The organism is Streptococcus sp. A12, assembly GCF_905372335.1.
Taxonomy (GTDB): domain Bacteria; phylum Bacillota; class Bacilli; order Lactobacillales; family Streptococcaceae; genus Streptococcus.
Map to the genome: position 1 here is coordinate 1 of NZ_CAJPOU010000031.1, position 19,761 is coordinate 19,761.

Consider the following 19,761-nt stretch of genomic DNA (forward strand, 5'->3'; position numbering starts at 1 on the left):
CCTCATGGTAAGCAACCAATTCGCGTTCCTTTTGAGAAACTGTTCGGTCTTTCTTAGAAGGACCAGCAATCACACGGTCTTCTGCTTCATCAATATCAGATGCATCAATAACCTTCTTATTGCGACGAGCCGCTACCAGAGCTGCTTCGTTTAAGACATTTTCAAGATCCGCTCCAACAAATCCCGGTGTTTGTTGGGCAACTAGTTTCAAGTCGACATCTTTGGCTAATGGTTTGTTTTTAGCATGGACACGCAAGATAGCTTCGCGTCCTTTTACATCAGGACGACCAACTAAAACCTTCCGGTCAAAACGCCCAGGACGAAGGAGGGCTGGATCCAAAACATCTGAACGGTTGGTGGCTGCAATCACGATGATGCCTTCGTTTCCTTCAAAACCATCCATCTCAATCAAGAGCTGGTTGAGGGTTTGTTCCCGTTCATCATTTCCCCCACCAAGGCCAACTCCTCGTTGACGTCCAACAGCATCGATCTCATCGATAAAGATAATGGCTGGTGCTGCTTTTTTGGCATCTTCAAATAGAGAACGAACCCGGCTTGCACCGACACCGACAAACATTTCAACGAAGTCTGAACCTGAAATACTGAAGAATGGTACTCCGGCTTCACCTGCTACTGCTTTTGCTAGAAGGGTTTTACCAGTTCCCGGAGGGCCTTCAAGAAGAACACCAGCTGGGATACGGGCACCCAATTTTGTAAAGCGTTTTGGATCTTTTAAGAATTCAACCACTTCAACGAGTTCTTGTTTTTCTTCTTCAGCCCCTGCTACATCTGAAAAACGAACCTTGATATCTTCTTTATTGGTAGCACGCGCTTTGTTACGGCCGAAATTCATAGCACCGCGGGCGCCACCGCTACCACCTTGATTCATCATGGAGAAGAAGAAGAACATGACAATCACAAAGGGAACGATTGAAGTCAGAATGGTAATCCACATTCCACTTGAGCTTTCCCGTTTAATAGTGATGTCAGCCTTATGTTCGGATGCTAAGTTTTGTAATTCTTGAACAGTCAAATCAGACGGTAAAATCACACTCGTGAAGCGAGTCACCTTACTTGGACTTGGAGTGAAAAATTGAACCCCTGTATCATCTTTGCTGGTTTTTGCTTTGTTATAAGTACCGGAAATTTCAATGACACTACCGTTTGGCTGGTAGTTAATTTCCTTGACGTTGTCTGATTTAAGCTCTTTTACCAATTCTGTATAATTGATCTGCTGACTTTGTCCGATACTATTTCCAGCAAAGAAATACTGAAAACCTGTAACAGCAGCTACAATAATCAATAAGTACAGAAAAGGATTTCGGACAAAACCATTGTTTTTGTTATTTTTCATCTAGTTTCCTCTATTTTGAATACACTTCTTCTTTCAATACTCCGATATAAGGAAGGTTTCGATAGTTTTCATCGTAGTCTAAACCATAGCCCACAACAAAATCGTTTGGAATGGTAAAGCAAGTGTAATCTGCTTCAATCTCAACCAAGCGTCCTTCAGGTTTATCTAACAAGGTAGCAATTTTAACAGATGCTGGTTGACGTCCTTCAAACAATTCTTTCAAACTCTTAAGAGTTTTACCAGTATCAATGATATCTTCAACAAAGAGAATATCTCGGTCCTTAATGTCTTGGTCTATATCTTTGATGATATTAATCACGCCTGAGCTTGATGTTCCACCATGATAACTAGACACTAGCATAAAATCCAACTCAATATGCGTATCAATATGTTTGATCAATTCCGCCATAAATGGGACTGACCCTTTTAAAATTCCTACTAAAATCGGATTTTTCCCTTGATAATCTTCTGTCAGTTTTTTACCAAGTTCACGTGCTGCAGTCACGATTTCATCGTGGGAAATGAGTATCTTTTTGATATCTTGTTCTAACATCTTTTTTACCTATCTATTTTCTGGATATAAATTGTATCCTTCATTATACCATTTTTTAATTCCTTACTCAAATCACTGATCGCAATTTCAGGAATAGCCAGTATTTGTTTATCTTGTTCTAAAACCACCAGATTGTTTCGTTGATCTAAAGGGATTTTTTGGTTAATCAACAATCTGCTAACTTTTCTATGGTGACTGTTTATCAGAATACGATCTCCCCTTTTACGGGGGCGAAGAGAAACTGGATGGTTGTTTGGAAGTGGGATAGCCTCCATATATGAATCGCTTGGTTCTACTCCAAATAAAAAGCGATAAGCACCTACTGTCTTTATGGTTCCAAATTGTAACAAATCTTCTGACATTCGGTCATCCATCCTACGACTGATTCTCCGAATTTCAAAATAGTGATAATCTTTGTAAAGTTCATAACCATTCTTTAGAACTTGTTGCGTATTGGACTTAGTCACTACTATTCTGTGTAATTGTTCAAATTGTACCCGACTCAATTGCAAATCTGGAAAACTAGCTAGATACTCTTCCAGCAAATAAATCTGGACAGCTGGTGATTGCTTTTGAAACTGTGTCACGTCTTGTGGATTCAAATCTTTGGTCAACTCTTTTAAAGCCTGGTGCCAATGACTGAGATCTTCTCCTAAGTTGACCAAAGCACTCGTCACTTGGGGGTTTTCTTTTTCTAAGAGTGGGAGAAAACGATGACGGATACGGTTACGGAAATAGTCCAAGGAGCGGTTGCTCTTATCCTCATAATGAAAAATTTCTGGAAAATCCTTTTTTTTGAAATGTAAGAGGGGACGGATCAACACACCCTGTCCAAATGGTTGTTTTAAAGGAATACCTTTTAAATGCCGTGGACGACTCCCACGAATCAGACGCATTAAAATCGTTTCTGCCTGATCATCCATATGATGAGCGGTGACGAGAGCGCTACAAGCTTCTTCTTTCATAACTTTTTCAAAGAAATCATATCGGAATTGTCTAGCTCGGCTTTCAGAAAAAGGACCAGAGAAATGGGCAACCTTCAGCGGTAGATGTTTTACTTCAGCTAATGCTCGAATTCCTCTTTCTTCTTGGTCAGCTTCAATGCGTTGGTGATGATTGACATGAGCAAGAACGAGGTCAATTCCTAATTGGTGCTGATAATGGTAGAGCCAATCCAGTAAGGTCATGGAGTCCACCCCTCCTGATAAAGCCAAAAGGACTTTTTGATGAGATTCAAAAAGCCCCTCCTTTTGACAAAACTGAAGAAATTTTTCTTTCATTACTGTAAGACCTCATAAATATCTTTGGCAATTGCTGAGATAGTCTCGTAATCAGAGTGATCCGTAAAAATAGCTAAAATAAATGGTGAATCTGTATAAACAATAGCGACATCATGACGGAAATCATATGCATCTCCAATCTTGTGAGCAACCTTGACTGGGATATCTTTTGAAATTCGTTGATCATCAAAGCGAGTCTCTGACAGAGCATCAATGATTCCACCATTTTGTTGGTAGATAGCTTCCATGACATTTCCCGCCATTTTTGGAGATGCCATTCTAGTTTCTACATTCCACGTTTTTCCTGCAATCTTATTGGTCATCTTTTGAAATTCTTTGTCTGATTGGTGCGTTACATAATAGCCTAAAATGTTTTGCGCAACATTATCGGATTCTTTGGCCACCCGGTTAATCAAATCAGCAACGGTATATTCCTTATCATCCGGTGTTTTTGAAATACTTCCACTGCCTTCCGGTTCATAAGCTCCAGGGTAGTCATTGACTTCTTTTGTATATTTTAAGGAAGTCTGTAAATCTACATGGCTCTCGTTTACCTCTTTTTGAGTATAGTACAAATACAAGAGCTTGGCTATACTAGCAGAATACATTTCCTGGTCTTCATGTATCCCAGCAGTCTTTCCAGTATCCACCTGCTTCACGTAAACTGCAATTCCGTCTTTGTTGTACTTCTGATTCAGAATTGCTTGGACTTTTTCTATCCGATTATCTGTAGCAGAAAGTTCATCTTTTGAAATCCACCCCTGGCCAGAAATTTCTAGATAGGTCCCTTTTAAAGTTTTGGCAGTCTTGGTGATTTCAACCTTACTATAAGGAGTCAGACTTGTTTTTTTGCTTTTTGCGCCATTTACCAAGGGTTGATCATAAACTGTAAAAGAGGACGTCAGCCACATGGTATTTTTTTCTTCTGTTAATTCCAAAATCGAATCTTCGTAAATTTGATCCTGATCAGCTACTACATACTGTTTATTCGATAATTTAAAAACAGATTTCCCTTGGTCATTCACAAACAATTGATCAACAGTAAAGGGAGTATCAGGTTTGATTTCCCCAATTTTTTGACGCAATTCTGGATCCGAATAGGTCACGATTGGCTGATAAACATTCGGATTGGATGGGATGGAGACAAAGAAGTGATCCTGAGTTCCTATTTGACTAGCATAAGAAGAATCAGCAGTCAATGGAACTTGGACTTGGGATGAATCAGATAGGGGTTGGGTGACTAAGAAAGTAGGAAAAATCATCCAATAAACTAACTTATTCATCCTTGCTCCTTTCCTGAATTTCTTCTTGCAATTTTAAGGCTTGATTTTTTTTAGCTAACTCTTCTAATTTTGTATCAGAATATTCTAGAAATTGTTGAACGGTTTTTACAATATTTTCCATTATTTTGGTAATAAATTAGGTATCGTATAAATATATTCGCCATCTTTAGAGAACGAATATTTTGCGCGTGCATATTTTGCAGCATATTCATCATCCTTCAATTTCTCTACGATATCCTTTTGATATTCTTTTTCCTCAAGGGTTTGCTGATATTGTTCTTGCAATTGAACGTATTGTTGTTTGCGTTTTTGAAGCGTCTGGTAACTCTGAGCCAGATTATAAGTTGGGAGAATAAACAATAAAATAATTAAAATGAGAACCCAACCCATAAAACGGTTCTGTTTTTTTCGCTCCTCATTCTGATATTTCTGACGCTGATGTTCGTCTTGAATATACCGATTATTCATTTGTACAATATTTTTAGGCATCTTCTTCTATCCTTGTTTCACGAATGATTTCATACATTTTAGACGCATCTTCTTTTTTGGTACTATCTAACATTTCCAACACTTTTACTGTCAATAGCTTATTTCCAAAGCGAACTTCGACTTCGTCATTCACCTTCAAGTCGGTTGAACTTTTCGCTAAAACGCCATTAACTTTGATGCGTCCCTTGTCAGCTACTTCTTTAGCTACAGGGCGTCTTTTGATAATGCGGGAAACTTTTAAATATTTATCTAATCTCATCGTATCACCTCTAATGTATTATTGTACCATTTTTTTAGAAAGAGCCCAGTAAAATCTTTCTTTCTAGTCTTGTTTTTCTATTTTTTCCTGCTTGATGGCCAATAATTTTTCCCCAAATTGTCGCAAACCTTCTAATATTTCGAAGTCTTTTTTATTTCGCACATCAAAGATTAATTCAATCAATCCTTGGCTTTCTGCAATACGAGCTTTTAAATTAGTTGCTGATAAGGCAGCAAAATAATCTTGAGTCAAGAAAAGTTGCTTGGTAATTGGCTCAAATTTCACCGTTAATTGATTGTCTTTTCGATCAACCACTTTAACAAAGACCTGATCCAAATAAGATTTGATAAACCCTATTTCTAGGAGATAGGCTACCACATCAGGATATTCTCCGAATCGATCAATCAATTCGTCTTGCAAGAGTTCATAATCTTCTTGAACTTGTATTTCTCGAATGCGTTTGTAAATTTCAATTTTTTGACGTTCATCGGAGATATAATCACTTGGAATGTAGGCATCAATTTGGAGATTGAGCTCCGCATTTCCTTTTTGGCGTTTTTTCTCTTTTCCTTGTTTCTTCTCAATAGCAGCTTCAAGTAACTGTGAATACATTTCAAATCCGACGGAATCGATAAAACCAGATTGAGAAGCCCCTAAAATATTTCCGGCACCTCGAATAGACAAATCTCGCATAGCAATCTTAAAACCAGATCCCAATTCAGTAAATCCTTTAATAGCTTCAAGACGCTTTTCAGAAACTTCTGTCAAGGTTTTGTCCGGCCGGTACATCAAATAGGCATAGGCAATGCGATTGCTTCGTCCAACCCGTCCTCGCAATTGGTAAAGGGTAGACAAGCCCATATGGTCGGCATTTTCAATAAAGAGGGTATTGGCATTGGGAATATCCACTCCTGTTTCAATAATGGTGGTTGTGACTAAAATATCATACTCACCTTCAATGAAGTCCATCAAGGTGTTTTCCAACCGCACCTCACTCATCTGTCCATGGACAAACCCAATAGAGGCTTCTGGTACCAATTCTTGTAACTCTGAAACTTTTTGCTCAATGGTGTCTACCTTGTTGTAGAGATAATAAACCTGACCTCCCCGATCCATCTCCCGACGAATAGCATCTCGGATAATGGTTGGATTGGTTTCTAAGACATAGGTTTGAACAGGATAACGATTGGTCGGTGGGGTTTCAATAACGGACAAATCCCGAATCCCCAACATAGACATATGAAGGGTCCGAGGGATGGGCGTTGCCGTTAAGGTTAAGACATCAACCTTTTTCTTTAACTCCTTGAGGGTTTCCTTGTGTTTGACACCGAACCGTTGCTCCTCATCAATTACGATGAGCCCAAGATCCGCAAATTCCACATCTTTAGATAAGAGACGGTGGGTTCCAATCAAAATATCGACCTGGCCTTTTTTAAGTTTTTCCAAAGTTTCTTTTTGCTCAGCACGACTCCGGAAACGACTCAAGACATCAACTTCTACTGGAAAGGCCTCGAAACGTTCTTTGAAATTAGCATAGTGCTGTTGAGCTAGGACCGTTGTCGGAACTAAGACAGCCACTTGTTTATGGTCTTTGACAGCTTTAAAGGCCGCTCGCATAGCAACTTCTGTCTTCCCAAAGCCCACGTCTCCGACCAAGAGGCGATCCATAGGGCTTGAAGATTCCATATCCTTCTTGATTTCTTGGATAGAGCGAATCTGATCATCTGTTTCAACATAGGGAAAAGCCTGATCAAAAGCTTCTTGGTTCTCATCGTCTGGAGTAAAGGCAAAGCCTTTCAATTGGCTTCGCTCTGCATAGAGTTGAATCAGATCATCTGCAATATCCTCTACTTCCTGACGGACCTTTTGTTTGGCCTTTTGGAAGCGACCATCATTGAGTTTGTTGATTTTAGGAGGTTTGCCATCACTCGCAACATACTTGGACAGCATCTGGATTTGATCCACAGGGATAGAAATCCGGTCTCCATTTTGATATTGGATGGAGACATAGTCTCGGTGGACACCAGAAATTTCGATGGTTTCTAGTCCTAAATACTGACCAATTCCATGAACCTGGTGAACAACGTAGTCTCCCTTTTCCAACTCATTGTAGTTTTTTAACCGCTCCGCGTTAGAAATAGTTTGCCGACGAATCTTTCGTTTAACCTTTTTCTGGAAGATTTCTGTCTCTGTAATCAAGACAATCTTCTCATCCACAAAGTGGAAGCCACGCGCCAACCCACCGATGATCAACTGGCTCTGCCCTGGATGAAGCTGATCAGGTGCAAGATAATCCAGATCAATCCCGTAATCTCTCAAGTGCTCTTGTAACTGGTGGAGTCCTTGTTTACTCGTCACCTGAAGAATGACTGTGTAGTCTTGTTTACGGAAACGGTCAATTTCATCTTTTAAAAGAGAGAACTGACTGAAGAATTCCTGCATGGGGTATTGGTTAAAAGAATAGAGGGCATAAAATCGCAGATTTCCCAAGCCTTTTTGAAAATTTGAAAAATAAGAAGCTGGTTTATAAGTGCGTAAGAGTGCGCTATTGTCCGCAAAATACTGGGCTTCAGCGAAAGAGCGACTCTTTTGTAGGTCCTCTGTCAAAAGGTTAGCAACTTCTACATCAAACCGCGCCTCCTGATCCAGGATTTTATGGTAATCATCCAAAAAAAGAGGAGCATGTTTGGGGAGGTAATCAAAGAGAGTATAGGTTTGCTGATAAAAAAGAGAGAGAAATTTTCGACTATCTGTATGGAGACGCTGGTGATGCGCTTCTGTGAGTATCTCAGTCAAATAGGATTTGAACTCTGGATGAGGACTTTTTTGAATCAGATTTTCTAGATTCTTCTGTCCTCTTAGAAAATCATCTTTAGTTAGTAACATATCACTAACTGGATGAACTATTACCGCATCTAGATTTTCTAGTGAACGTTGAGTCTCTGGAGAAAAGGTCCGAATGCCATCAATCTCATCTCCAAAAAATTCCAGGCGATAAGGGAAATCTTGACTGGCTTCAAAAAGATCTACAATATCCCCTCGAAGACTAAACTCTCCCTGTTGGCTTACCTGTGAAACCTTTTGATAGCCCATAGCCAGTAGGGTATCTTTCAATTCTGTCAGATTTCTTTCTTCTCCAACAGAGAAAGACTGAATCATAGAGCTGACAGTCTTTGGATTAGGTAAGAGCAAACGACTACCACTTACATTGGCAATAACGATTCCTTCTTTTTCTGGAGCTAAAAGAAAGTCCAGAGCTTCCAGACGAGAAAAGATCCGTTCCTGGGAAGCAAAGACAAACTCTGCCAAAGGATTGTCATCTCCGAGGAAAAGATAGACCTTTTCTTCGCCTAATAAACCCAATAAATCACTGGCGAGCCGTTCTGCTTCATTTTGGGAAGAGGTCAAAACCAAGACCTTGTGTCCGTCTTCGACAGCTGTCGCCATGGTAATAGCTTTTGTAGACGAAGACAGTCCTAGTAGAAGAGAGCGACTTCTTTTTTGTTGGTCTTGTTGCCATTTTCTGATATTTTTATTTTGTTGAAATAGATCAACCAGTGTCTTATATTTATCCATTGTATTGTTGCATTGTTTTTTCAAACTGCCCTTCTTTTAAATAAAAACGAAGGGCTTCTTCTGACTTGTCGATAGCAAGGAGGATGGTAGCATAATCATCCTGATCGAATTTCCCTAAGACATGGTGGACTACTGACATGCCATGCTTGGGTCTTCCGATTCCAATCTTGATGCGATTAAAGGTCTGAGTTCCAATATGGTTGATAATTGATTTGATTCCGTTGTGGCCTCCAGCTGATCCTTTGGCACGAAGACGAATCTTGCCGACTTCCATATCCAAGTCGTCATAAATAACGACCAAATCTTCCACCTCTAAACCATAATAGGTCAAAAGCGCGTGTACGGCCTTGCCACTCTCATTCATAAAAGTGGTTGGCTTGACTAAAAATACCTTTTCTCCATCTATAAAGGTGGAGGTCACATCTGCTTGAAAAATCTTATCATGTGAAAAAGTGAGGTTGAGAGACTTCGCCAGCTGATCCACTAACATAAAGCCAACATTGTGTTTGGTTTCCACATATTTATCTCCCGGATTTCCCAATCCGACGATTAATTTTGTCATTTACTTTCCCTTTCAAAAGCCAAAAGGGCTGGAATTTTTTTCCAACCTTTTGGTTATTTACTTATTTTCTTTATACATTGAAGCGGAATTCCATGATGTCGCCATCTTGAACGACATATTCTTTTCCTTCTTCTCGCAAGCGTCCTGCTTCTTTTACAGCCTTTTCAGATCCATATTTGACCAAATCATCATAAGACATGGTTACAGCACGGATAAATCCTTTTTCAAAGTCTGAGTGGATAATTCCAGCTGCTTGAGGAGCTTTCATACCACGTTTGAAAGTCCAAGCGCGAACTTCTTTTTCACCAGCTGTGAAGTAAGTTCCAAGTCCAAGTAAATGGTAAGCTGCACGAGTCAACTTATCCACACCTGACTCTGTCAAACCAATGGCTTCAAGAAACTCTTTTTTATCTTCATCGTCTAATTCAGAAATTTCTTCTTCAGCACGCGCAGAAATCACCACTACCTCTGCATTTTCTGTTTCTGCGAATTCACGAATTTGTTTCACATAATCAATAGAGTCTGGGTCTCCAACAACATCCTCATCCACATTCGCTACATAAAGAACGGGTTTAGTGGTCAAGAGGAAGAGACCTTTGACAACTTTTTGTTCTTCGTCTGTGAATTCGATGGTACGAGCTGACTTCCCGTCTTCCAGAACTGGCTTAATCTTTTGGAGGACATTAAATTCTGCAACGGAATCCTTGTCCTTTTGCGTACGGGCCATCTTTTCCACACGCGCATAGCGTTTATTCACAGATTCTAGGTCAGCCAAAATCAACTCTAGGTTAATAGTATCAATGTCTGCTAGTGGATCAACAAAAGCATCTTCACGACCTTGCTCCCGCATGACATTTTCATCATCAAAAGCACGTACTACATGGACAATGGCATCCACTTCACGAATATTGGCCAAGAATTTATTACCAAGTCCTTCCCCTTTAGAAGCACCTTTTACAATCCCTGCTATATCTGTAAATTCAAAGGTTGTCGGAACTGTCTTCTTAGGAGTGATCATTTCCGTTAATTTTTGGAGGCGTTCATCTGGAACTTCTACCATTCCAACGTTTGGATCAATGGTCGCAAAGGGATAGTTTGCAGCCTCTGCTCCTGCTTTTGTAATTGCGTTAAATAGGGTTGATTTACCAACGTTTGGCAAACCAACGATACCTGCTGTTAAAGCCATTTATCTTCTTCTCCGTTCACATTTCAATCCCTTTTATTATAACATAATTCAAAGCACAAGATAATGAAAAAATGCTCTCTCTTAAAACTAAAAGTCACCTGTCCAATCCTGTAAGAATATGGTATAATCAAACCAACAATAATAAAGGAGTTTTCGTCATGAAAAAACTATCAATTAAATCGATCCTTCTGCCTCTTTTAGCAGTCTTTACCCTATTTCTTCTGGGAGCTTGTGGACAAAGTACAAAAAAAGGGTACCTTCAATTAATTAACCAAGATAAGAAAACTGATATTCGTTTGATTGTTGAATATCAGGGTGATAAAATTCTAAGTACAGATTCTACAACTGTTATTTACTACGAAGGAGCAGGATTGCCAAAAGAACAATTAAAAAAAGTTATTGATGAATACGATAAAAAATTCAAAGATGTCAAAGGATTCTCACACTCTGCAGAATATAAGGATGACTATCTCGTTGAAAAAACAAAGATTGATTATACCAAGGCAGATTTAAAAGAATTACAAGAAAATCAGTTAATTGCTACACAAGAAAATCAAAATGTTGATTACATTGGCTACAAGACAACACTTAAAACCTTTAAGTCTAATGGCTTCAAAGAAGTAAAAGATGGAAAATTTGAAGAATTAAAATAATACAAAAGGTTCAGTCACCAAGATGACTGAACCTTTTACAATACTTTTTTCATTTTTTGATCGAAATCATGACGGCTCATCATGACCATATGATCACAATTACTACAACGAATTTTGATATCTGCTCCTACTCGCCGAATTTCCCAACGATTAGCTTTTTTCCCTGTTGCTTTAATAGTACAAGCATGGGGTTTTTTCATTTCTACAAAATCACCGACCTGATACATGGATTTTCCTTTCATCAACATAGAAGACGCAAAGCTAGCCTGTTCAATGCTAGCTTTTGGCCCTTAATTGGTCCGAACTGGTGTAATTAATTGAATGAAGCGTTCAGATTCCTCAGCTGGTACCAATGTAAAGGGACGAACTGCAGAGATGAAGCGAATGACGACTTTTTCACTTTCAATAGCTTTCAAAGCGTCAATCAAATAAGTTGGATTAAAGCTGATGTTTAAATCATCTCCCGAAACTGCTTCTGTATCAATTTCTTCATTCACACGCCCTACTTCAGGAGAATTGACGTGGGCAGAAACGACCCCACTAGCGATTTCTAATTTAACAGTACCGTTTTGAGTAGCATTAGACAACAGGCGGGCCCGTTCCATGGCTTGGCGAAGATGAGCAACTTTAAAGGTTACTTCCGAACTAAACTCTGTTGGAATCAAGCGATCCGTATCTGGATAGTTTCCTTCCAACAGGCGTGTATAGAAACTGATATTGTCACTTCTAAATAAAATCTGGTTATTAGCAAAGAAGACTTCAACCTGTTCAATCTCATCTGAAAAGACAGACGTTAATTCGCGTAAAGAACGGCTTGGAATCACAACATCAAAGTTATCCCCATTTTTTTCAAGGGTAATATTTTTTTGACTCATTCGATGAGAATCCGTTGCCACCGTTTTTAATTCCTTGTGATCAGAAAGAACAAAATGAACTCCTGTCAAAATCGGACGACTTTCTTGGGTACTTGCTGCAAAAGCTGTCTCAGAAATGATTTTCTTCAAAGTTTGAATTGGGAGCGTTAGAGGGTTGCTGGCTGAAATTTCTTGAATGCGAGGATATTGTTCTGCATCTTTTCCTTTAAGGGTAATTTCTGATTTTCCACTAACTAATACAATTTGTTTTTGTTCGATTTCTTTCACATCTAAAACGACATCTGGTAGACTGGACACAACATTGATAAAGAAAGTTGCTTCTAAAAGAATAGCACCTGGTGTCGTTACTAGAAGGCCTGCATTGTCATCTTTAACAGAAATAAAGTATTCGATTGAGATTTGTCCATTTGATCCAATGAGAGTAATCCCTTCAGAAGTGACATCAATCTTAATAGTGGATAAGATTGGAATTGCATTTTTTGAACTAATGGCTCTTTTTGTCGTATTTAAAGCTTGTAGGAAATAAGCCTTGTTAATAGAAAAATTAATCATGAGATCTCCTTTTATTATTTTAGTATTAGTAAGTTAATAGTAATAGTAGAGTGTGTGGAACATGTGGAAAACTCTTCTAAAGCCAGACAGGAATTGAAAAGTGCCTTGTTCACAACATGTGGAAAAAGAAACGAGTTTTTCTAGGATTGTCCACATGGGATTACTTTAATTTTTTCTTGATGGTTTGAATCTCGAGTCTGAGATTGTCATCAATTTCGATCATCCCTTTGATTTTTTCATAAGCATGCATGACCGTTGTGTGGTCTTTTCCTCCAAATTCACGCCCAATACGAGGAAGACTATTGTCGGTCATCTCGCGGGCGAGGTACATAGCTACTTGTCGAGCTAGGACAATATTTTGAACCCGTCGAGAGCCTTTCATTTCATTGACACTGACATTGTAAAATTTTCCAACTTCCGTTTGAATCTTTTCAATAGGAATCACCGTAATTTGTAAGGCTTCATTCTTACGAGCTCGAATGGCTTCAGCTGCGACATCTATTGTAATATCTTTGATTTTTTTAACTCTTGCCACAAGAGAGATATCATTCAAAGCACCCTCTAAGTCTCGGACGTTAGAATCAAATTGACCTGCTAGGTATTCGAGTGTATCATCCGGGAAAGTAAAGTCCAGGTCTTCGATTTTATTTCTCAAAATAGCGATTCGAGTTTCAAAATCTGGTGGTGTAATATTTTGCGTCAAGCCCCACTTAAAGCGTGTGACTAGACGTTCTTCTAAGCTATCTAAATGATCAGGACTACGATCGCTGGTTAGGACAATCTGCTTATTATCCCCATAAAGAGCATTAAAGGTATTAAAGAACTCTTCTTGAGTTGTAACCTTTTTTCCTCCAAGCGATTGAATATCATCAATTAAGAGCAGATCCAAGTTTCGATAGGTCTTTTTAAAAGTATCCATATCATTAAGGCGAAGACGCTCTAAAAATTCATTGATAAAGGATTCTGCTGGGATGTATTTTACTCGAGCATTTGGGTAGTTTTCCATAATCTGATTCCCAATTGCGTTGAGCAAATGCGTTTTACCTAAACCGGGTCCTCCATAGATAAATAAAGGATTATAAGTGGTAGCAAGGTTTTCAGAAACTGCTAAAGCGGCAGCCAAAGCCCATTGATTTCCGTCTCCACTTACAAAATTATCAAAGGTGTATTTCTTTCTTAATCCTGTTTGGATAGGAGGCAAATCTACTATTGGAGCAAGGCTCACTGCATAGTCTCTGGTTGTTTCTGAAAGGGGAATAAACTCCTTTTCTTCTTCCTCTTCTTCAAGATTGAATTGGTAGGAAATGGTTAATTCTACTGCATAAATTTCAAATCCAGCAGTCAGAATCACCTTTGTCATATTCTCTTCCCAGAATAATTTCTTTACTTCTGCATCTAAATAAATAACGGCTTCTTGTTGATCGACTTTGATGAGTCTTGAAGTAAGGACAAAATAGTCAAAGATTTCTTTTTTAAATGTCTTTTTACTTAATTCAATCACACGATTCCAGAATGTTTCTTCTCTTGACACTTATCGCCCTCCTATTCATTTTTTACTTGCTATGTTTTTCTTATTTTATCATAAAAGGAGGGAGTTTTCCACAACTTGTTCTAAGGGAATAAAAAAGAGTTTTTTCCACAATATGTGAATAGTTTTCCCCAATGTGTGTAGAAGTTTTCCACAGGTTGGGGATAAGAGAGAAGAAAGTAGAAGTATCAAGTAAGGAGGAGTTTTAAAGAGGTGGATAAATCTGTTAGTTGTGTTATAAAAAATAACAGCCTCATTTGAGACTGTTAATAATTCGTTGGTATTCATCAAGGTTGTTAAATGAAATATGGATACTACCTTTTTCTTGTTTTGTCAGACGAATTTCTACTTCGGTTCCTAGCATCTTTTTTAATCTGTTTTCTTCCTGTGCTAAAAAGAGTTCTTTCTCTTTTTTACTTGGCCTTTTCTTTTTTTGACCAACCTTTTCTTCCAAACTACGAACGCTTAGTCCTTCTTTAAGAGTTCGTTCCAACCAATAGATTTGTAGATCTTCTTTTAAAGGAACTAAAATGCGGGCATGTCCTTGTGAAATTTGATCATTTTTGATGGCTTCTTTGACAATTGGTGAGAGATGAAGTAAACGGACCATATTGCTGATGTAAGGACGAGATTTTCCCATAAATTGTGAAATTTCTTCATGGGTAGCCCCTTTATCAATAAGATGTTGGTAAGATTCGGCCTCTTCAATTGGATTCAAATCTTCTCTTTGTAAATTTTCGATAATGGCTTGTTTGATCATGTCATCATCTGATAAGTCTCTTATAATCGCAGGGATTTCTTTGAAACCAGCCATTTGAGCTGCTCGGTAGCGTCTTTCTCCAGCAAGTAGTTCATAACCAACAATCGGAGATTTTCGAACAATAATGGGCTGGATTAATCCATTTTCTTTGATTGAAGCTGCGAGTTCTTCTAATTTCTCTTGTACAAAGGTTTGACGAGGTTGAAAAGGATTGTTTCGTATTTGCTTTACGTCAATAATATCAATTTTTTCCATGATGTATATAGCATAACACACCTTTACAATTTCGTAAAGGTGTGTTGACACTGTTGTAAATTTACTTAATTTCCAAGATTTTCTGTAGATTTTGTCAGCTCAATGGTAGCTGTTTTTTGCTTACCATCTCTATAGAAAATGACTTTAATTTTATCACCAATTTGATGAGAATAGAGGGCAGATTGTAAATCTGCAGTTGATTCAATGGTTGTGTCATCGATTTTTGTAATGATATCTAATCGACGCAAATATTTGGATGCCGGCATATCATTTTCAACTGAGCGGACAAGAACCCCACCTTTGAGTTTGCTTGGAATGTCTAATTGGCTAAGATCAGAAGAGGATAGGTTAGCCAGGTCCATCATGGTAATTCCAAGAGCTGGACGAATGACTTTACCATCTTTTTCTAAATGTTCAATAATATTTTGTACATCATTTACAGGAATTGCAAATCCCATTCCCTCAACCGCAGTTTGGCCATTTGAAGAGATTTTACTTGAGGTGATTCCGATGACTTGTCCCTGAATATTGATAAGAGGACCGCCAGAATTCCCTGGGTTGATTGCAGCATCCGTTTGCAACGCTTTTGTAGATACATTTTGGCCGTCTTCTGATTTGAGCTTCACAGTACGTCCGAGACTAGAGACAATCCCTTGGGTAACGGAATTGGCAAATTTTGTTCCTAAAGGACTACCAATAGCGATTGCGGTCTCTCCAACAGTCAACTTAGATGAATCCCCAAATTCAGCCACGGTCGTAACATTATCTGAACTGATTTTAACAACCGCAATATCTGAGAAAGTATCAGAACCAACAACTTCTCCAGAAACTTTATTTCCATCTGCAAAGAGAATATCGGCTTTTGTTGCTCCCATTAATACGTGGGCATTTGTTACTAAATAAGCATCTTTACCATCTTTTTTATAGATAACACCTGAACCTTCACTAGCTACTTCTGGATCAGAATCTGTTTCTCCATTGATGAAGCCTTTTTCAGAGGTTTCAGCATAGGTAATAACAGAAACAACAGCATTTTTAACCTTATCAACAGCTTCACTAGTTGATGTTGTATTCTTATAAGCACGATTAACTTTGGTAGATTTTATTTCTTGGCTAGGATTTGTAGAATTCCCCTTGGTAAACTGGAAAGAGGTCAAGGTCCCTAAGATTCCTCCAGTAAACCCAATGACAAGAACAAGTAAAAGTTGCAAAATTTTTTTTAGAAAATTTGATGGTTGTTTCATAGTTTTCTCCTATTGTTCCAATTATGGAAAAGTATAGACCTAGTTTCTTAATTATAACTTAAAATGGAAATTTTTTCCACAAGTTGTGGAAAACTGTGTATAAGTGTGAAAAACGTGAATATAGAGCCATTTTTTGAAAGATAGATGCTGGCCTATTTGTTGAAGACTTGTGTATAAGTTCATTTGTGTTAGAATATGAATATGAAAATTAAGATTGTAACAGTTGGAAAATTAAAAGAAAAGTATTTAAAAGATGGAATCGCCGAGTATACGAAACGCTTGGGGCGGTTTACGAAGCTAGAAATGATAGAATTACCGGATGAAAAAACTCCTGATCGGGCCAGTGATTTAGAAAATCAGCAAATCCTAGAAAAAGAAGGAAATCGCATATTAGCTAAAATTGGAGATCGTGAGTATGTGATTGCCTTAGCGATTGAAGGGCAACAATTTCCATCTGAGAAGTTTAGTCAAACCATAGAAGAGGTGACTGTACGAGGGTATTCTGAAATTACCTTCGTGATTGGAGGAAGTCTAGGTTTGTCCCCAGCAGTTAAAAAACGAGCGAATTTACTTATGAGTTTTGGAAAGTTAACCCTTCCCCATCAATTGATGAAGCTTGTTTTAATCGAACAAATCTACCGGGCATTTATGATTCAACAAGGAAGTCCTTACCATAAATGAATCTTGACGCTCCTCCTATTTTCTGATAGAATAAAAAGACATCTGGTCTCATAGCTCAGCTGGATAGAGCATTCGCCTTCTAAGCGAACGGTCGCAGGTTCGAATCCTGCTGGGATCAAAATAAAAACGTGATTTGTATAAAAATCACGTTTTTTTGTTACTTAGTTTAAAAAAAACTAGAATTTTTCTAAACAGATGGGATAAAAAAATTGCAAAAACTAGATTTTTCGTTCCAAATAGCTGTAAAAATGAACCAAATAGCGGAAATGTTAAAAAAGTCTTTGATTTTTTACTAAAATTTATGTATATTAAATTTAATAATTTAATGATCAAATAAATTATAAGGAGATTTTTTTATGAAAAACAATCCATCAACAGTTTCTAAAGCATTTAAGGTTCTTACAGAAAAAGAATTGCAGCAAATCTGTGGAGGGGATAAACGGAGAAAGAATAGTGTTGGTGAACTTATTAATCTAATTTTTGGTAGGGGAGGAAACTGATGTTTCTAAATACCCTATCTTTAATCTTAACTATTTTTATAATTTTTTTATCTTTTTTAAAAATTGATCAAAAACTTAATAAATATAGTAAACAATTGATTTTAGGATCTGGTGTTGTTGCTGTATTTGTCATCACAGCGGTCTTAGATTACTTTGATTTACATATCGATTATCTAATGTTATGTCTATGGCCACTATTTCTTTATTTTTATTACTATTTTATTTGTAATCTTCAACGTCAGATAGCGGGTCTTTACTCATTCATCATTTATCTAGCAGTTGAAAGTACAGATACATTTTTATCAGTAATCACTTCTTCTATTTTTGGTGATAGTATAATTAACCAATACTCTGATTATTACTTTTTAACTATTCGAATTATCTCACTTATTTTAATTATGAAGGTATTAACGATTCTCGAAGTGAATCTTCTCTATTTTAAAGAGCGGGTTTTTAAGAAATTTGTCCAACAATTGATCGTTAGTTATCTTATTTTAACCTTAGTATTGAATGCTTCTCATTGGATAAGTGATATTGCTCATTTCAATAGTTTTGGTAGCATGGTAGCAACGATTTGTTTCTTGATGTTTATCGGAACCATGGTTCAAATGAAGACGGTTCGAGATCGTTATGAAAAGAAAATGGAGTTGAAGCAAAAGAGGTTCGAACAGCGCCAAATGGAACAGTATATGAATAAAATTCAAGGCCTCTATTTAGAATTAAAAGGTTTTCGTCATGATTTTGGAAATATTATCACTTCCTTAAATTTAGCGATTGAGGAAGAAAATATTGAGGATATTAAACGAATTCAAAGAGATGTTCTTGAGGAATGCTATGGCCAACTCCAAAAAGAAGAATATACAGGATTTGACCTAGGTAATATTCGAGATTCTGCTTTGAGAAGTATCCTAAGTAGGGGATGGATCTATGCGGAGGAAATGGGTGTCAAACTAACCTTTGAAACAGAAGATATTATTGAAAAGGTTCCAATGAGATTGTTGGATCTTGTACGAACCGTCGGAATTTTAGTCAATAATGCTATTGAAGCTGCTAAAATGAGTCAAGAAAAAGAAGTTCAAATAGCTGTTTTTAATATGCCGAATGGAGTGCATCTGATCATAAAGAACTCTATTTCTGATGAGCCGATTAATTGGAATAAACTCTATGAAAAGGGATTTTCAACTAAAGGGGATCGTAGAGGAATGGGGCTTGCGATTGTAAAAGATCTTATTGGAGAATATGCTGCTATTTTTCTAGAGACAGAGTTGATCAATGGAAGATTTACGCAGAGCTTAGTTATTGGAGAGAAAGGAAGATAGATGAATATTGTATTGCTAGAGGACGAAATTTCTCAACAAGTTCGAGTAGAGAAACATGTAAAAGCTATCGCTGAGGAGGAAGGCCTACGATTAAATATTGTTTCCACCAGTAAAATAGCTGAACTAAAGGAATATCTAACCAATGGTGATTTTCATCAGCTTTTCTTCCTTGACATTGATATCAAAGGGGATGAAAAAGCTGGTATCAAGGCAGCTCAAATGATTCGTGAGGTCAATCCTTTTGCCATTATTGCCTTTATCACGACGAAATCGGAATTTGCAACCATTACCTATCGTTACAAGGTATCAGCTCTCGAATTTATTGAAAAAACCTTGAATGAAAACTTATTTAAGGAAAAAATTCGAGAATGCATTCTCTACTTGAAGAAGAATGTGATTGAAAATAAAAATATCATTGATTTCTTTGAGTATAGTTTCAAAAATATGGAAATTCGAGTTCCATATCGAGATATATTGTACATTGAAACAACTGGAGTTTCCCACAAATTGCGACTTGTTGGAAAGAATTTTCAAAAGGAATTTTTAGGGACTATCAAGGATATACTTGAGAAAGATGTAGATAATCATTTCTTTAGTCCCAATCAGTCCTATCTAGTCAATCAAAGAATGATTGTCAATTTTGATCGTCGCAAGAGACTCTTGATGTTAGAAGAGGAGACAACTTGCCCCGTCTCTCGTACACAGGTGAAAAGGGTCGAAGAATTATTAAATAAAATACAGAAAAAGGCTTGACAATTTTTGAATCGATGGTATAATGGGATATGTTCTGTTAATGACATGGTCCGTTGGTCAAGGGGTTAAGACACCGCCTTTTCACGGCGGTAACACGGG

General features: G+C 37.6%; 20 protein-coding genes and 1 tRNA gene. 6 read left to right on the forward strand and 15 right to left on the reverse strand.

From position 1 onward, the window contains the following. The 10 genes from ftsH to ychF form a co-directional block, all read right to left on the reverse strand. On the reverse strand, positions 1-1,354 hold a 1,354-nt coding region (ftsH, locus tag QZ158_RS05560), incomplete at its 3' end, for an ATP-dependent zinc metalloprotease FtsH (RefSeq protein ID WP_293883302.1). A 10-nt stretch (positions 1,355-1,364) separates the two neighbouring features. After that, entirely contained in the window at positions 1,365-1,907 is a 543-nt protein-coding gene (gene hpt, locus QZ158_RS05565; RefSeq protein WP_293883304.1) for a hypoxanthine phosphoribosyltransferase, read from the reverse strand. A 5-nt stretch (positions 1,908-1,912) separates the two neighbouring features. Beyond that, a complete protein-coding gene (tilS, locus tag QZ158_RS05570) occupies positions 1,913-3,187 on the reverse strand; it encodes a tRNA lysidine(34) synthetase TilS (RefSeq protein ID WP_293883306.1) in 1,275 nt (424 codons plus the stop codon). Continuing rightward, positions 3,187-4,470 carry a serine hydrolase gene (locus QZ158_RS05575; protein WP_293883308.1) on the reverse strand — a complete coding sequence of 428 codons (1,284 nt, stop codon included), beginning with the start codon at positions 4,468-4,470 and terminating at the stop codon, positions 3,187-3,189. The genes tilS and QZ158_RS05575 overlap by 1 nt, the downstream gene beginning before the upstream one ends. Beyond that, entirely contained in the window at positions 4,463-4,591 is a 129-nt protein-coding gene (locus QZ158_RS05580) for an SP_0009 family protein (protein WP_293883311.1), read from the reverse strand. Before QZ158_RS05580 ends, QZ158_RS05575 begins: the two co-directional genes overlap by 8 nt. Beyond that, positions 4,591-4,959, reverse strand: coding sequence for a septum formation initiator family protein (locus QZ158_RS05585; RefSeq protein WP_023024832.1), 369 nt, complete (start codon positions 4,957-4,959; stop codon positions 4,591-4,593). The genes QZ158_RS05580 and QZ158_RS05585 overlap by 1 nt, the downstream gene beginning before the upstream one ends. Beyond that, positions 4,952-5,218, reverse strand: a complete 267-nt coding sequence (locus tag QZ158_RS05590; protein WP_023024830.1) for an RNA-binding S4 domain-containing protein — start codon at positions 5,216-5,218, stop codon at positions 4,952-4,954. Before QZ158_RS05590 ends, QZ158_RS05585 begins: the two co-directional genes overlap by 8 nt. Before the next feature lie 63 nt (positions 5,219-5,281). Next, a complete protein-coding gene (mfd, locus tag QZ158_RS05595) occupies positions 5,282-8,794 on the reverse strand; it encodes a transcription-repair coupling factor (protein ID WP_293883352.1) in 3,513 nt (1,170 codons plus the stop codon). Beyond that, positions 8,787-9,356 carry an aminoacyl-tRNA hydrolase gene (gene pth, locus QZ158_RS05600; protein ID WP_048690437.1) on the reverse strand — a complete coding sequence of 190 codons (570 nt, stop codon included), beginning with the start codon at positions 9,354-9,356 and terminating at the stop codon, positions 8,787-8,789. The genes mfd and pth overlap by 8 nt, the downstream gene beginning before the upstream one ends. Before the next feature lie 70 nt (positions 9,357-9,426). Beyond that, a complete protein-coding gene (gene ychF / locus QZ158_RS05605) occupies positions 9,427-10,542 on the reverse strand; it encodes a redox-regulated ATPase YchF (RefSeq protein ID WP_048690434.1) in 1,116 nt (371 codons plus the stop codon). A gap of 158 nt (positions 10,543-10,700) precedes the next feature. On the opposite strand from ychF, the gene QZ158_RS05610 reads away from it, so the two are divergent. After that, positions 10,701-11,195, forward strand: coding sequence for a DUF1307 domain-containing protein (locus QZ158_RS05610; RefSeq protein ID WP_293883331.1), 495 nt, complete (start codon positions 10,701-10,703; stop codon positions 11,193-11,195). A gap of 35 nt (positions 11,196-11,230) precedes the next feature. Here the strand turns inward: QZ158_RS05610 and QZ158_RS05615 are convergent, their stop codons facing one another. The 5 genes from QZ158_RS05615 to QZ158_RS05635 form a co-directional block, all read right to left on the reverse strand. Further along, positions 11,231-11,422, reverse strand: a complete 192-nt coding sequence (locus QZ158_RS05615) for a DUF951 family protein (RefSeq protein ID WP_061564542.1) — start codon at positions 11,420-11,422, stop codon at positions 11,231-11,233. Between the two features lie 63 nt (positions 11,423-11,485). Next, complete coding sequence (dnaN, locus tag QZ158_RS05620) at positions 11,486-12,622, reverse strand: DNA polymerase III subunit beta (RefSeq protein ID WP_126403552.1); 1,137 nt, start codon at positions 12,620-12,622, stop codon at positions 11,486-11,488. 160 nt (positions 12,623-12,782) lie between these two features. Continuing rightward, entirely contained in the window at positions 12,783-14,153 is a 1,371-nt protein-coding gene (gene dnaA, locus QZ158_RS05625; RefSeq protein WP_293883336.1) for a chromosomal replication initiator protein DnaA, read from the reverse strand. Positions 14,154-14,403: 250 nt separating this feature from the next. Next, entirely contained in the window at positions 14,404-15,165 is a 762-nt protein-coding gene (locus QZ158_RS05630) for a ParB/RepB/Spo0J family partition protein (protein WP_293883339.1), read from the reverse strand. A gap of 65 nt (positions 15,166-15,230) precedes the next feature. Beyond that, on the reverse strand, positions 15,231-16,409 hold the full coding sequence (locus tag QZ158_RS05635) for a S1C family serine protease (protein ID WP_061564541.1): 1,179 nt from the start codon (positions 16,407-16,409) through the stop codon (positions 15,231-15,233). Between the two features lie 201 nt (positions 16,410-16,610). Here QZ158_RS05635 and rlmH point away from each other — a divergent pair, with 201 nt between their 5' ends. From rlmH to QZ158_RS05660, 5 genes are all read left to right on the forward strand, one after another. Beyond that, positions 16,611-17,090: a 23S rRNA (pseudouridine(1915)-N(3))-methyltransferase RlmH gene (gene rlmH, locus QZ158_RS05640; RefSeq protein WP_048690423.1), complete on the forward strand. Its 480-nt coding sequence runs from the start codon at positions 16,611-16,613 to the stop codon at positions 17,088-17,090. 44 nt (positions 17,091-17,134) lie between these two features. Next, positions 17,135-17,208 (forward strand) — tRNA-Arg (locus QZ158_RS05645). 238 nt (positions 17,209-17,446) lie between these two features. Then, positions 17,447-17,590, forward strand: coding sequence for a bacteriocin (locus QZ158_RS05650; RefSeq protein WP_023024808.1), 144 nt, complete (start codon positions 17,447-17,449; stop codon positions 17,588-17,590). Then, the gene (locus tag QZ158_RS05655; protein ID WP_293883347.1) at positions 17,590-18,909 is read left to right on the forward strand and encodes a GHKL domain-containing protein; all 1,320 of its coding nucleotides are present in this window, start codon (positions 17,590-17,592) and stop codon (positions 18,907-18,909) included. The genes QZ158_RS05650 and QZ158_RS05655 overlap by 1 nt, the downstream gene beginning before the upstream one ends. Then, a complete protein-coding gene (locus QZ158_RS05660) occupies positions 18,910-19,662 on the forward strand; it encodes a response regulator transcription factor (protein ID WP_048690420.1) in 753 nt (250 codons plus the stop codon). The last annotated feature ends 99 nt before the right edge of the window (positions 19,663-19,761 follow it).